This window comes from Burkholderia savannae (genome assembly GCF_001524445.2).
Lineage (GTDB): Bacteria > Pseudomonadota > Gammaproteobacteria > Burkholderiales > Burkholderiaceae > Burkholderia > Burkholderia savannae.
This window is the reverse complement of sequence record NZ_CP013417.1, coordinates 1,148,472-1,160,601: the sequence shown is the minus strand read 5'-3', so window position 1 is coordinate 1,160,601 and position 12,130 is coordinate 1,148,472. Positions and strand designations below refer to the sequence as shown.

The 12,130-nt window shown below is 66.5% G+C and carries 11 protein-coding genes and 1 pseudogene; 7 read left to right on the top strand and 5 right to left on the bottom strand.

Features of this window, described 5'->3' with window-relative positions; genetic code table 11:
• Positions 1 to 16: 16 nt before the first annotated feature.
• A complete protein-coding gene (locus WS78_RS05870; protein WP_038750750.1) occupies positions 17 to 313 on the bottom strand; it encodes a DUF2249 domain-containing protein in 297 nt (98 codons plus the stop codon).
• A 191-nt stretch (positions 314 to 504) separates the two neighbouring features.
• Here WS78_RS05870 and WS78_RS05865 point away from each other — a divergent pair, with 191 nt between their 5' ends.
• Positions 505 to 990, top strand: a complete 486-nt coding sequence (locus WS78_RS05865) for an RrF2 family transcriptional regulator (RefSeq protein WP_038750753.1) — start codon at positions 505 to 507, stop codon at positions 988 to 990.
• 151 nt (positions 991 to 1,141) lie between these two features.
• On the opposite strand, the gene WS78_RS05860 is transcribed toward WS78_RS05865, so the two are convergent.
• Positions 1,142 to 1,567, bottom strand: coding sequence for a bacteriohemerythrin (locus WS78_RS05860; RefSeq protein WP_038750756.1), 426 nt, complete (start codon positions 1,565 to 1,567; stop codon positions 1,142 to 1,144).
• Between the two features lie 403 nt (positions 1,568 to 1,970).
• Here WS78_RS05860 and cyoA point away from each other — a divergent pair, with 403 nt between their 5' ends.
• From cyoA to WS78_RS05830, 5 genes and pseudogenes are all read left to right on the top strand, one after another.
• Positions 1,971 to 2,861 (top strand): ubiquinol oxidase subunit II, encoded by an 891-nt coding sequence (gene cyoA / locus WS78_RS05850; protein WP_085701505.1) that lies wholly within the window; start codon positions 1,971 to 1,973, stop codon positions 2,859 to 2,861.
• Positions 2,862 to 2,864: 3 nt separating this feature from the next.
• A complete protein-coding gene (gene cyoB / locus WS78_RS05845; RefSeq protein WP_085701504.1) occupies positions 2,865 to 4,877 on the top strand; it encodes a cytochrome o ubiquinol oxidase subunit I in 2,013 nt (670 codons plus the stop codon).
• The gene (gene cyoC / locus WS78_RS05840) at positions 4,877 to 5,482 is read left to right on the top strand and encodes a cytochrome o ubiquinol oxidase subunit III (RefSeq protein ID WP_038755315.1); all 606 of its coding nucleotides are present in this window, start codon (positions 4,877 to 4,879) and stop codon (positions 5,480 to 5,482) included. The genes cyoB and cyoC overlap by 1 nt, the downstream gene beginning before the upstream one ends.
• Positions 5,483 to 5,815 (top strand): cytochrome o ubiquinol oxidase subunit IV, encoded by a 333-nt coding sequence (cyoD, locus tag WS78_RS05835; protein WP_038755318.1) that lies wholly within the window; start codon positions 5,483 to 5,485, stop codon positions 5,813 to 5,815. It abuts the gene before it with no gap.
• A 294-nt stretch (positions 5,816 to 6,109) separates the two neighbouring features.
• Positions 6,110 to 7,413 (top strand): annotated as a pseudogene (locus tag WS78_RS05830) (fatty acid desaturase).
• A 172-nt stretch (positions 7,414 to 7,585) separates the two neighbouring features.
• Here the strand turns inward: WS78_RS05830 and WS78_RS05820 are convergent.
• A complete protein-coding gene (locus WS78_RS05820; RefSeq protein ID WP_038755339.1) occupies positions 7,586 to 8,380 on the bottom strand; it encodes an ABC transporter substrate-binding protein in 795 nt (264 codons plus the stop codon).
• 670 nt (positions 8,381 to 9,050) lie between these two features.
• On the opposite strand from WS78_RS05820, the gene gstA reads away from it, so the two are divergent.
• On the top strand, positions 9,051 to 9,665 hold the full coding sequence (gene gstA, locus WS78_RS05815; RefSeq protein ID WP_059584829.1) for a glutathione transferase GstA: 615 nt from the start codon (positions 9,051 to 9,053) through the stop codon (positions 9,663 to 9,665).
• A gap of 76 nt (positions 9,666 to 9,741) precedes the next feature.
• On the opposite strand, the gene astE is transcribed toward gstA, so the two are convergent.
• Together astE and astB are read right to left on the bottom strand one after the other, a co-directional pair.
• Positions 9,742 to 10,794 (bottom strand): succinylglutamate desuccinylase, encoded by a 1,053-nt coding sequence (gene astE, locus WS78_RS05810; protein ID WP_059584777.1) that lies wholly within the window; start codon positions 10,792 to 10,794, stop codon positions 9,742 to 9,744.
• Positions 10,778 to 12,118: an N-succinylarginine dihydrolase gene (gene astB / locus WS78_RS05805; RefSeq protein WP_059584779.1), complete on the bottom strand. Its 1,341-nt coding sequence runs from the start codon at positions 12,116 to 12,118 to the stop codon at positions 10,778 to 10,780. Before astB ends, astE begins: the two co-directional genes overlap by 17 nt.
• Positions 12,119 to 12,130: the final 12 nt, after the last annotated feature.

Genomic DNA, 12,130 nt, shown 5'->3' with positions numbered 1-12,130 from the left:
CGTCAAGCCGTGCGATTCAACCGCCGCAGCCGCCGCCCGAGCAGCAGCTGTCGCCCGCATCGTGCCCGAGCGCGCCGTCGCGCTTCGCGATCTGCACGCGCCACTGCGACGGTCCCGCCTCCAGGTACGTCCATTCGAACGAATCGGCCGCGAGTTGCTCCAACTGGTAATAGAGCGGCTTCGGATCGTGATCGTTGATCAGTTGCAGCGCTTCGCCGCCGGGCAACGCATCGAAGGTGCCGAAGATCAGTGCATGGCGCTTGTGATGAGGAATCCTACGAACGTCGATGATGGATGCGTACTGCTCGCTCATGGCATAGCCCTTGAAAAGGAGAAAGACGCGGCGCGCGACCCGTGTGGAACGCCCGCCACCCGCCGGGAAGTGCCGTCGGCGATTGCCCGGCTTGCAACATGCAGCCGTTAGCTATATAAAGTGCATGTATTGCGCATCTTATAGCGCGCCACCCTAGATAGCAACATTGAATATGCATCTTTTTGCCACGTATGCGACTCTCTGAATACACGGACTACACGCTGCGCGTGCTGATGTATTGCGCGTCGAATCCGGATCGCCTCATCACGATCGCGGAGCTCGCCGAGCGCCACCACGTGTCGAAGAATCACCTGACGAAGATCGTCAACAGCCTCGCGCGCCAAGGCACGCTCGAGACGACGCGCGGCCGGGGCGGCGGCGTGCGTCTCGCGCTGCCGCCCGAGCGTATCGGCATCGGCGACGTGATTCGCGCATCCGAAACGGACTTTCGGCTCGTCGAGTGCTTCGACCGGAACACGAATACGTGCATGCTCGCGGCGAAGTGCCGGCTCGAGCGGCTGCTCGACCGCGCCTTGCGCGCATATTTCAAGGAACTGGACGGCGCGACGCTCGCGGATCTCGTCGGCCCGCCACCGAAGAATGGATTGAGCGCGGCCGAGAAGATGCACGAATTCGCGATCGCGATGCCGGCGAAAGCGACCGCGCGAACGCGATGACGGGTTCGCGTTCGAACGCGAACGGGCGCCGCCGCGCGCCCGCTTCTCACGAATGCGGCAGTCGATCGTCGCGCGGCTGAATCGGCCGCGCCCTCTTCCGTCGCCGCTACCGCGCCGCCGCCGGCGCCCGGCCGACAGCGGCGAAGCCGCGTCAGACTTCGGTCCGCTCGTCGAGCATCGCGAAGTTGAGCATCTTCAGGTGGGCGACCATCATCGAGTCCATCGTCCGGACGTGATGATCGAACCAATCCGATACTTCCGCCAGCAGCCGGCGGCCCAGTTCGAACTGCGCGTCGCGCGCGATCTTGTCGCGCACGGACGCCGCCACTTTCAGCACTTCGTCGTGATCGGCCGCATGGCAGTACTGCGGCCCGAACTTCGTGCTCGCCATCCAGCGCTCTTCTCGTTCGAAGTGCTGACGGCAGTGATCGATCCAGACGTCGAACGCCTGCAGGAAGTGCGCGTCGTCCGCGCGCGCGGCTGCGTCGAGCAACTGGACGAATTCCGTGTGAACGGCATCGACGAACGGATCGTCGAGCTTCAGCTCGGGCTTCAGGTTGGGTGAAGGATCTTGCATCGGAAAGGCGGTGTAGTTCGTGATTCGATAGGCGACCTGACGGATCGCGTCTTCGAAGGTACATGCCGCCCTCGCCCTTCGCTCGCCGATCTTCGTTCACGTTGATTCAACACAAGCTTTTCGGAGCATACGGGCTCGCCCATGCGCGCAAAGCCGGCGCGCGGCGTGTCGGCTTTCATTTTTCCGCCACTGTCTTTCCAACCCATTTTGGGCCGTGCATCGGGCTCGCCTGAACATGCATCAAGACCTCGCCCCATGCGTTGTTTGCGAATCGTCAACATGCAATCCGCGAAATTCCGCTACATTCCGCCGCCAAAGCGACTGGTTGTCGCATCGAGTGCGACGAATGCGTTTCGGCGTCTCGCTAGGCCTGCTTCATCACAAACAAACTTAGGCAAATTCAATGGTCCGAAGAATAACGAGTAGAGCGTCCGCGATCCTGCGATTAGGACTCGTCGCGGATCTTTCCGGATGCAGCGAGCTGCACGTGCTCGATCCGAAGGGCGCGATCGGCGCCGCGGAGAAGGCGTTGATCGCCACGTCGACGTGGGCGATGCTGATCGTCGTCGTGCCGGTGATCCTCCTCACGCTGCTCTTTGCGTGGCGCTACCGCGCGTCGAACCGCAACGCGACCTACTCGCCGAAGTGGGCGCATTCCACCGCGATCGAGATCGTGATCTGGACGGTGCCGTCGCTGATCATCCTGTTCCTCGGCATCCTCACGTGGAAGACCACGCACGAGCTCGATCCGTATCGGCCGATCCAATCGTCGGTGAAGCCGATTGACGTCGAGGTCGTCGCGCTCGACTGGAAGTGGCTCTTCGTCTATCCGGACCTCGGCATTGCTTCGGTGAACCAACTGGCGGTGCCTGTCGGCACGCCGATCAATTTCCGGATCACGTCCGATTCGGTGATGAACTCGTTCTTCATTCCGCAGCTCGGCACGCAGGTCTACGCGATGGCCGGCATGCAGACGCGCCTGCACCTGATCGCCGACGAGCCGGGCGACTTCGCCGGCATCTCCGCGAACTACAGCGGCCGCGGCTTCTCCGACATGAAGTTCCGCACGCTCGCGACGTCGCGCGACGCGTTCGACGCGTGGGTCGCGAAGGTGCGCGCGTCGGCCGACCGGCTCGACATGAGCGCGTACGGCCAGCTCGCGCAGCCGAGCGAGAAGCAGCCCGTGCGCTACTACTCGACGATCGACCCGCGGCTCTTTCACAACATCATCGCGAAGTACAACAACGGCCACGTCCTCGATCTGACGGACGCCGCCTGTCGGACGAAGGGGTAACGCATGTTCGGTAAATTGACGCTTTCTGCCATCCCGTTCGATCAGCCGATCGTCATGGGCGCGGCCGTGTTCATGGCGCTCGTCGCGCTCTCGGTCGTCGGCACGCTGACCTACACGAAGCGCTGGAAATGGCTGTGGTCCGAGTGGCTCACGTCGGTCGACCACAAGAAGATCGGTGTGATGTACATCATCGTCGCGGTACTGATGCTGCTGCGCGGATTCGCCGACGCCGTGATGATGCGCCTGCAGCTCGCGCTCGCATACAACGGCCCGGGCTACCTGCCGCCGCATCATTACGATCAGATCTTCACCGCGCACGGCGTCATCATGATCTTCTTCATGGCGATGGCGCTCCTCGTCGGGCTCTTCAACCTGATCGTGCCGTTGCAGATCGGCGCGCGCGACGTCGCGTTCCCGTTCCTCAATTCGCTGAGCTTCTGGATGACGGCCGTCGCCGCGCTGCTGATGAACGTCTCGCTCATCGTCGGCGAATTCGCGCAAACAGGCTGGCTCGCGTATCCGCCGCTGTCGGAGCTGCAGTTCAGTCCGGGCGTCGGCGTCGATTACTACTTGTGGGCGTTGCAGATATCCGGCGTCGGCACGCTGATCACCGCGATCAACTTCTTCGTGACGATCATCCGGATGCGCGCGCCCGGCATGACGCTGATGAAGATGCCCGTGTTCACGTGGACCGCGCTCTGCTCGAACGTCCTCATCATGGCGACGTTCCCGATCCTGACGGTCGCGCTCGCCCTCCTCGCGCTCGACCGCTACCTCGGCATGCACTTCTTCACGAACGACGCCGGCGGCAACGCGATGGTCTACCTGAACCTGATTTGGGCGTGGGGCCATCCCGAGGTGTACATCCTCGTGCTGCCCGCGTTCGGCATCTATTCGGAAGTGATCTCGACGTTCTCGAAGAAGCCGCTCTTCGGCTACAAGACGATGGTCTACGCGTCGTGCGTGATCATGGTGCTCGCGTTCCTCGTGTGGCTGCACCACTTCTTCACGATGGGCTCGGGCGCGAACGTGAACGCGTTCTTCGGGATCATGACGATGGTGATCGCGATTCCGACCGGCGTGAAGATCTTCAACTGGCTGTTTACGATGTACCGCGGCCGCATCGAGTTCACCGCGCCCGTGCTGTGGACGATCGGCTTCATGGTGACGTTCACGCTCGGCGGGATGACGGGCGTGATGATGGCGATCCCCGGCGCGGACTTCGTGCTGCACAACAGCCTGTTCCTGATCGCGCACTTCCACAACGCGATCATCGGCGGCGTCGTGTTCGGCTATCTCGCGGGCTTCCATTACTGGTTCCCGAAGGCGTTCGGCTTCAAGCTCGACGAGAAGCTCGGCAAGCGCGCGTTCTGGTGCTGGTTCATCGGCTTCTACGTGTCGTTCGTGCCGCTTTACGTGCTCGGCTTCATGGGCATGACGCGCCGCCTGAATCATTACGACAACCCCGCATGGCATCCGTGGCTCATCGTCGCCGCGTGCGGCGTCGCGTTGATCGCGATCGGCGTGCTGCATCAGGTCGCGCAGGTGTGGGTCGCGGTACGCAACCGCAACCAGCCCGCCTACCGCGACACGACGGGCGACCCGTGGGACGGCCGCACGCTCGAATGGGCGACGACGTCGCCGCCGCCCGTCTACAACTTCGCGGTGATCCCGACCGTGCACGCGCTCGACGAGCTCGCGTACCGCAAGGAACATGGCCTCGGTGTCGGCGCCGGCAAGAAGATCGTCTATCAGGACATCCACATGCCGTCGAACACGGGTGCGGGCTTCATCATCGGCATGTTCAGCCTCGTGCTCGGCTTCGCGCTCGTGTGGCACATCTGGTGGCTCGCGATCGCGTCGCTCGTCGGCATCGTCGCGACGGTGATCCTGTATAGCGCGGGCGACAACGACGGCTATTACATTCCGGCCGAAACGGTCCGCAAGATCGAGGAAAAGCGCACCGGCGCGCGCATGCCGGCGCAGCCGGCCGAAGTCGAACTGGAGGTCAACTGATGTCGCACAACACGATGATGCTCGACCACGCGGCATCGCACGATCATCCGCCGTCGCATTCGGTGTTCGGCTTCTGGCTGTACCTGATGACCGACTGCGTGCTCTTCGCGGCGCTGTTCGCGACGTTCGCGGTGCTCGGCAATCAGTTCGCGGGCGGCCCGACCGGCAAGGACCTGTTCGACATTCCAGGCGTCGCGCTCGAGACCGCCGCGCTGCTGCTTTCCAGCATCACGTACGGCTTCGCGATGATCGGCGCGCACAAGCGGCGGCGTGGCGCGGTGTTCGGCTGGCTCGCGGTGACGTTCGTGCTCGGCGCGGCGTTCCTCGCGATGGAGCTGCGCGAGTTCTCGCACCTGATCGCCGAAGGCGCGGGGCCGCAGCGCAGCGCGTTCCTGTCGTCGTTCTTCACGCTCGTCGGCACGCACGGGCTGCACGTGACGGCCGGCCTCGCGTGGATGATCGTGCTCGCCGCGCAGGCGCTGCGCCGCCCCGAGCTGACCGAGCGGGACATCCGCAGGCTCACCTGCCTGAGCCTCTTCTGGCACTTCCTCGACATCGTCTGGATCTGCGTGTTCTCCTTTGTCTATCTTGCGAGCGTGATCTGAATGGCACATACGCATCTTTCTCACGGCGATGAAGCGCACGGCACCATCGGCGGCTACATCGCGGGTTTCGTGCTGTCGGTGCTGCTGACGGCCGCGTCGTTCGGCCTCGTGATGGGCGGCGTGCTGCCGCCGCGCGAGACGCTCGTGTCGCTCGCCGTGCTCGCCACCGTGCAGATCGTCGTGCATCTCGTTTATTTCCTGCACATGAACACGTCGTCGAGTCAGCGCTGGAACGTGATGGCGTTCAGCTACACGGTGCTGACCGCGCTGATCCTGATCTTCGGCACGGTCTGGGTCATGCACAACGTCGGCATGAACATGATGTCCCGATAGACAAGCCTTGCGACAAGCCTCGCGACGGGTCTTGCCGCGCGTCGGCGATGCCGTCCCGCGCTGGACGGCATCGCTCTTGTTGCATGTTTGCCGCTTTGCTTGTTCGTTGCTCTCGCCGCGCCGGGCGCACGCGCCGATCCGGCCGTCTGCACGTGGTGCACGCGTTACCGGATTCGACGGCGCCGCGCGAGCCGATTTCGATTCGTTTTCGATTCGTGTTCCGAAGCGTCGGCGAACATGAGCGACGATCGACATTCGCATCGTCCGTCGCTTCGCCGACGCCATTGCAACCGCATGCGCACGTGCTCACGCTCGCGTCGTCGCGCGGGCCTCGGGCGCGGCGCCTGCGATCCGGCGACCGGTATCCGCGCCGCCGTTCGGCGGGCGAAGCGCGGGATACCGGCACCGGCGCCTCGATGTCTTTTTGTGCTATCGACTCCATGAACGACTCCTCCAACCCCATTCGCGTCGACGAGCCGATGCCGCACCGCAAGGTCATCCGCTCGTGGATCACGCCGTTCGGCGAGCGTGTGATCGTCCGCTCGATCGCGCTGCTCGTCGTCGATTATCTGCTGCTCCTCGCCGCGCTCGCAGGCGCGCTGCTCGCGCCGTCCAGCGTCGCGAAGATCGTCTGCGGCATGGCGGCCGGCTTCGTCACCGGCCGCCTCTTCATCATCGGCCACGACGCGTGCCATCAGAGCCTCACGCCGAATCACCGGCTCAACCGCTGGCTCGGCCGCATCGCGTTCCTGCCGTCGCTCACGCCATACAGCCTGTGGGAAGTCGGCCACAACGTCGTCCATCACGGCTACACGAACCTGAAGGGCTTCGATTTCGTGTGGGCGCCGCATACGCCGGACGAGTTCGCCGCGCTGTCGCCGACGCGGCGTTTTCTCGACCGCATCTATCGCAGCGGCTGGGCGCCGGGGCTCTACTATCTCGTCGAAATCTGGTGGCTGCGAATGTACTTTCCGGCGAAGGCCTACCTCGGCGCGTCGCGGCCGATATTCCGGCGCGACTGCCTGCTCGTCACGGGCTTCGCCGCGCTGTGGATCGGCGCGGTCGTCTGGATCGCCGCGGCGACGCATCAGTCGACGCTCCTGCTGCTCGTCACCGGCTTTGCCGTGCCGTTCCTGTTCTGGTGCTCGATGATCGGCTTCGTCGTCTACGTCCACCACACCGATCCGCGGATCTCGTGGCACGCGAACCGCGCCGAATGGTCGCGCGCGGCGCCGTTCGTGTCGACGACGCTGCACCTGACGTTTCCGTTCGGCATCGGCGGGCTGCTGCATCACATCATGGAGCACACCGCGCATCACGTCGACATGAGCATCCCGCTGTACGGGCTGAAGGGCGCGCAGGCGAAGCTCGAAGCAATGCTGCCGGGGCGCATCGTCGTGCAGCGCTTCGGCTGGCGCTGGTATTTCGACACCGCGCGGCGCTGCAAGCTCTACGACACCGAGCGCAAGTGCTGGACCGATTATCGCGGCCGCGCGACGAGCGACGCGCATCTGCGCGCAGACGCGCCGATGGCGGATCAGCGGCCGGGCGGCGCGCAAGGCGGCGCGGGCGGCTCGGCCCGACCGAACGGCGCATGATGCGCGCGGCGCGCGCGGCCGGTCGCATCCGCCGCGCGCGCCGCTATCGCGAAGCGGCGCCGGTCGCCCTTGCGCCGAGCGGCACCGGCGCGCCTCAAAACGAAACCGGCCGCTTGCGCGGCCGGTCGATTCGAGCACATCGCGACGAGCGGCGAGCCGCCCGTCGAATGCGTTACTTGAGCGTCACGGGCACGCTGAAGTATTTCTTCGCGAAGCCGTCGATCGTGCCGTCGGCCTTCAGGTCCTTCAGCGCCTGATTGACCGCGTTCTTCAACTGCGCGTCGCCCTTGCGCAGACCGAAGCCGACGCCCGTGCCGAGGATCTCGGCGTCGCTCACGTGATCGCCCGCGAACGCGAAGCCCGCGCCCTGCGGCTTCGACAGGAAGCCCTTCGCGCCCGCTTCCGAATCCTGGAACGTCGCGTCGAGGCGGCCCGACTTCAGGTCTTCGTACGCGAGATCCTGCGTCTGGTACGGCACGACTTCGACGCCCGCCGGCGCCCAGCGCTTCTTCGCGTACGCTTCCTGGATCGTGCCCTGCAGCACGCCGATGCGCTTGCCCTTCAGCGACGCGGTCGTCGGCAGCAGGCCGCTGCCCTTCTTCGCGATCAGCTGGTTCGGAATCGTGTAGATCGGATCGGTGAAGTCGATCGCCTTGCGACGCTGCTCGGTGATCGTCATGTCGGAGTTGATCGCGTCGAACTTGCGCGCCTGCAACGCCGGGATCAGCCCGTCGAACGCGTTCTCGACCCACACGCACTTGACCTTCAGCTTCGCGCACACCGCGTTGCCGATGTCGATGTCGAAGCCCGCCAGCTTGCCGTCCGGCATCTTGTATTCGAACGGCGCATACGACGCCTCGACGCCGAAGCGGATTTCCTTCAGGTCGGCGCCAAACGCGCTGCCCGCCTCCAGCGCCGCGGCCGTCGCGACCGCGAACACGGCCATCTTCCGCCAGTTCAACTTCATCAGGTGTTCTCCTCGCTTTGAACGAACAATGTCAGTCAACGACCGGACCGCCGCATCATTGCAGCGCCGAAATTTCCGGACAATCGCGCGGGTCGGCCGTGATGCGGCGCAACAGCCGCAAGGTCGCGATTGTACCGTCTCGCGCGCCCCGAGCCGTCGAACGCTCGCTCGCGCGGCGCCGCATCGAATGGGGGGCGCGTCGAACGGAAGTTGCAAGACGATGTCGCAATCGCGCAAGGCATGTGCCGGAACGCGCGGCGATCGCGCCCGGCTACGCGGCGCAGGCGTCGGCGGCGCGTTTCGCCTCGATGCGCTCGCCGTGCCGCGCGAGCCGCCCGCCGCGCGACGTCGGCCGATAGCCGCGCGTCGAGCGCGCGCACAGCCGCCGCCCGGGCTCCGCTCGATGCGCCGCACCGCGCGGAACACGGTGGGCGCGTCGAGGTTCATCCGGCGCGCCGCTTGCGCGAGCGTGCCCGCGCGCACGAGCGCGAGCGAGCGCCGCCTGCGTGTCGATGGCCGTCGGTTCATATCGCGTTTCCACACGCATCGTTTCGCGCCTTTTCCGTTATCGTCGAGTGCGTCGCCGCTATTCGAGCGACGTATCCCGGGCGCGCCTTCGAGCGCCGCCCGCCGCCTTCGACCTATCGTCAACACGAGGAAACGCTCGCTCATGAAGCTCTATTACACGCCCGGCGCCTGTTCGCTCGCCATTCGCATCGCGCTCACGGAAGCCGGCCTGCCGTTCGAAGCCGTCAGGGTCGATCTGTCCAAACATCGGATCGCCGGCGACGGCGGCGACTTCCACGCGGTATCGCCGCGCGGCTACGTGCCGCTCCTCGAGCTCGACGACGGCACGCGCCACACCGAAGCGGCCGCGCTGCTGCAGCGCGTCGGCGATCTCGCGCCCGCCGGCGCGCTGATTCCCGCGCACGGCACGCCGGCGCGCTACGAGGTGATCGAATGGTTGACGTTCGTCAGCTCCGAGCTGCACAAGACGTACAGTCCGTGGCTCTTTCACGACGACACCGCCGAGTCGACGCGGCGTCAATGCCTCGACAAGCTCGATCGACGCCTGAACGAAGTCGACGCGCATCTCGCGACGCGCGAATATCTGAGCGCGAGCGGCTTCACGGTCGCCGACGCGTATTTGTTCGCGGTCGCGAACTGGTCGAACTTTCTGCGCATTCCGCTCGCGCCGTATCCGCATCTCGTCGCACTGATGGAGCGGATCGCCGCGCGGCCGAAGGTCAAGGAAGCGCTGGCGGCGGAAGGGCTCGACCGCTGAATGCGCGAGGCGCCGGGTTGCGCCGGGCCGAGCCGGGCCAAGGTCCGGCCGGACCGCATCGGGCCCGGCCCGCGCTTCACGCGAGCGACGCGTGCGTGTCGCGCGTCGTCTCGATGACGAGAAGCCCCGCTCGCAGGCCGGGCTTCACGGCCGGATTCGGGAACACGATGCGCTCCTCGGCATGACGCACCGCGTAGCGGTAGTCGCCGTCGCGCGCGAGCAGCGTGCCCTGCGCGAACGGCGTGAAGTTCGGCACGTCCTTCGCGACGAGAAGCTCGAGCGCGTCGCTTTGCTTCGTGATCTGGTCGACGACCGTGAACACGCGCGGCAGCGGCCCGCGCGGCGCGTCCCGGCGGCCGGAGACGAGGCCGCGCACCGCCGCGTCGGCGAGCGCGAAGCGCGCGAGATCGTTCGCGCCGAACGGCATCACCTTGCCGAGTTCGAGCGTGCACGCGAGCGCGCCGCACGTCGCCGCGGTGAAGTGCGAAAACGTGCTGCCCTTCGCCGTATGCAGCAGCACCGCGGCGATCCCCGCTTCGCCGAGCCACTCGAACATCGTGCGCGTCGGCGGCTCGCCCGTGTGCGGCAGCAGCGCGAACTGCTCGAACACCGACGCGCGAATCGCCGTGTGCATGTCGATGTGCCAGCGCGCGCCCCTCGCGCGGCCCGCCGTCGCGAAGAAGGCCGACGTGGCCGCCTCCAGCTGCGCCGCGCGCGGCGCCTCGCGGCTCGCCGCGAGCTGCGCGTGGCGAGCGCCGAAGAGCCGGTTCAGGTCATCGTCGAGATAGCGCTCGCCCGCGCGCATCGCGCCCGGATTGCCGAGCGCGACGAGGAGGCGACAGCGCAGCGGCAGCGCGCCGCGCGCGAGATCGCGCACGAGCATCGACAGCAGCTCGATCGGCGCCGTCTCGTCGCCGTGCACGCCCGCCGATACGAACACGCTTTGCCTCGCCAGCGCCGCGTCGGCGGGCTCGAGCTGCAGCAGCCCGTCGCCGAGCCAGCGCCAGCGCACCGCCGCACGCGCCGCGCATTCGCCCGCTTCCGCGCGCGGCTTTTCGCCCGCGAGCGTCAGCGCGAGGAAATCGTCGAGCCACGCGGCGTCGCCGCCGCGATCAGCGCTGGAAGTCATAGAGCGAGCCGAGGCCGAGGATCTGCGTCAGCGCATCGAGCGCGGTGCGCGATTCGTCGAGCAGCGCGGGATCGGCGAGATCGACGGGCGACAGCCGGTCGCGGTAGTGCTTGTCGATCCACGCGTCGAGCGACGCGAACAGCGCGTCGTTGATCCACACGTTCGACTTCACCGCCGCGCGCTCCGCATCGGTCAGCACGACGCGCAGCCGCAGGCACGCGGGCCCGCCGCCGTTCTTCATGCTCTCGCGCAGATCGAACACGCGCACGTCGCGAATCGGCCCGTTACCGGCGACGAGCGCGTCGAGATACGCGGACACGTTCGCGTTCTCGCGGCATTCCTGCGGCACGACGAGCAACTGCCGGCCGTCGTCGCGCGTCAGCAGCTGGCTGTTGAACAGGTACGAGCCGACCGCGTCGGCGACGCTCACCGCGCGATCCGGCACCTCGATCACGTTCAGCTGCGCGCCGAGCGCGCCGAGCGATGCGGTGAGCGCGTCGTACACCGCCTGCCTGTCGACGAACGCGCGCTCGTGGCAGAACAGCGTGTCGCGATTGCCGACCGCGATCACGTCGTTGTGGAACACGCCCGCGTCGATCACGTCCGGGCTCTGCTGCGCGTAGATCGTCGCCTCCTCGCGCAGGCCGTGGCGATGCGCGACCGCGCGGCTCGCCTCGAACGTCTGGCGCGCGGGAAAGCGCGTCGGCTCCGGCCCGCGGCGGAATTCGGCGCGGCCGTACACGAAGAATTCGACGCCGGGCGCGCCGTATTCCGCGCAAAAGCGCGTGTGATTCGCCGCGCCCTCGTCGCCGAGCGCGGGCGTGCCGGGCAGCGCGTCGTGCACCGCGAAGCGCGCTTCGTCCGCGAAGATCGCGGCGAGCGTGCGACGCGTCGATTCGTGCTCGATCGCGCGATGCAGCTTGCTGCACAGATTCGCCGGCGTGAAGTGCACTCGGCCGTCGCTCGTGTCGGCGGACGGGCTCACCGTCGCCGCGTTCGCGGTCCACATCGCGGACGCCGAGCTCGCGGCGGCGAGCATCTCGGGCGCCTGCTTCGCGGCCTTCGCGATCACGTCGGCGTCCTTGCCGGAGAAGCCGAGCTCGCGCAAGAGGCGCAGCGACGGCCGCTCCTGCGGCGGCAGCACGCCCTGCGCGAAGCCGAGCTCGGCGAGCTGCTTCATCTTGCGCAGCCCCTGCTTCGCGGCCGCCTTCGGGTTCGCGTCGGATTTCTCGTTCGACAGCGACGCGACGTTGCCGAACGACAGCCCCGCATAGTTATGGGTCGGGCCGACGAGCCCGTCGAAATTGGCTTCTTTAGCGTTCATCGTCGTATCCTG

Excerpts from the sequence above, each read along its gene's own strand:
- WS78_RS05870 (WP_038750750.1), bottom strand. The coding sequence starts at position 313 with ATGAGCGAGCAGTACGCATCCATCATCGACGTTCGTAGGATTCCTCAT.
- WS78_RS05865 (WP_038750753.1), top strand. The coding sequence starts at position 505 with ATGCGACTCTCTGAATACACGGACTACACGCTGCGCGTGCTGATGTAT.
- WS78_RS05860 (WP_038750756.1), bottom strand. The coding sequence starts at position 1,567 with ATGCAAGATCCTTCACCCAACCTGAAGCCCGAGCTGAAGCTCGACGAT.
- cyoA (WP_085701505.1), top strand. The coding sequence starts at position 1,971 with ATGGTCCGAAGAATAACGAGTAGAGCGTCCGCGATCCTGCGATTAGGA.
- cyoB (WP_085701504.1), top strand. The coding sequence starts at position 2,865 with ATGTTCGGTAAATTGACGCTTTCTGCCATCCCGTTCGATCAGCCGATC.
- cyoC (WP_038755315.1), top strand. The coding sequence starts at position 4,877 with ATGTCGCACAACACGATGATGCTCGACCACGCGGCATCGCACGATCAT.
- cyoD (WP_038755318.1), top strand. The coding sequence starts at position 5,483 with ATGGCACATACGCATCTTTCTCACGGCGATGAAGCGCACGGCACCATC.
- WS78_RS05820 (WP_038755339.1), bottom strand. The coding sequence starts at position 8,380 with ATGAAGTTGAACTGGCGGAAGATGGCCGTGTTCGCGGTCGCGACGGCC.
- gstA (WP_059584829.1), top strand. The coding sequence starts at position 9,051 with ATGAAGCTCTATTACACGCCCGGCGCCTGTTCGCTCGCCATTCGCATC.
- astE (WP_059584777.1), bottom strand. The coding sequence starts at position 10,794 with ATGACTTCCAGCGCTGATCGCGGCGGCGACGCCGCGTGGCTCGACGAT.
- astB (WP_059584779.1), bottom strand. The coding sequence starts at position 12,118 with ATGAACGCTAAAGAAGCCAATTTCGACGGGCTCGTCGGCCCGACCCAT.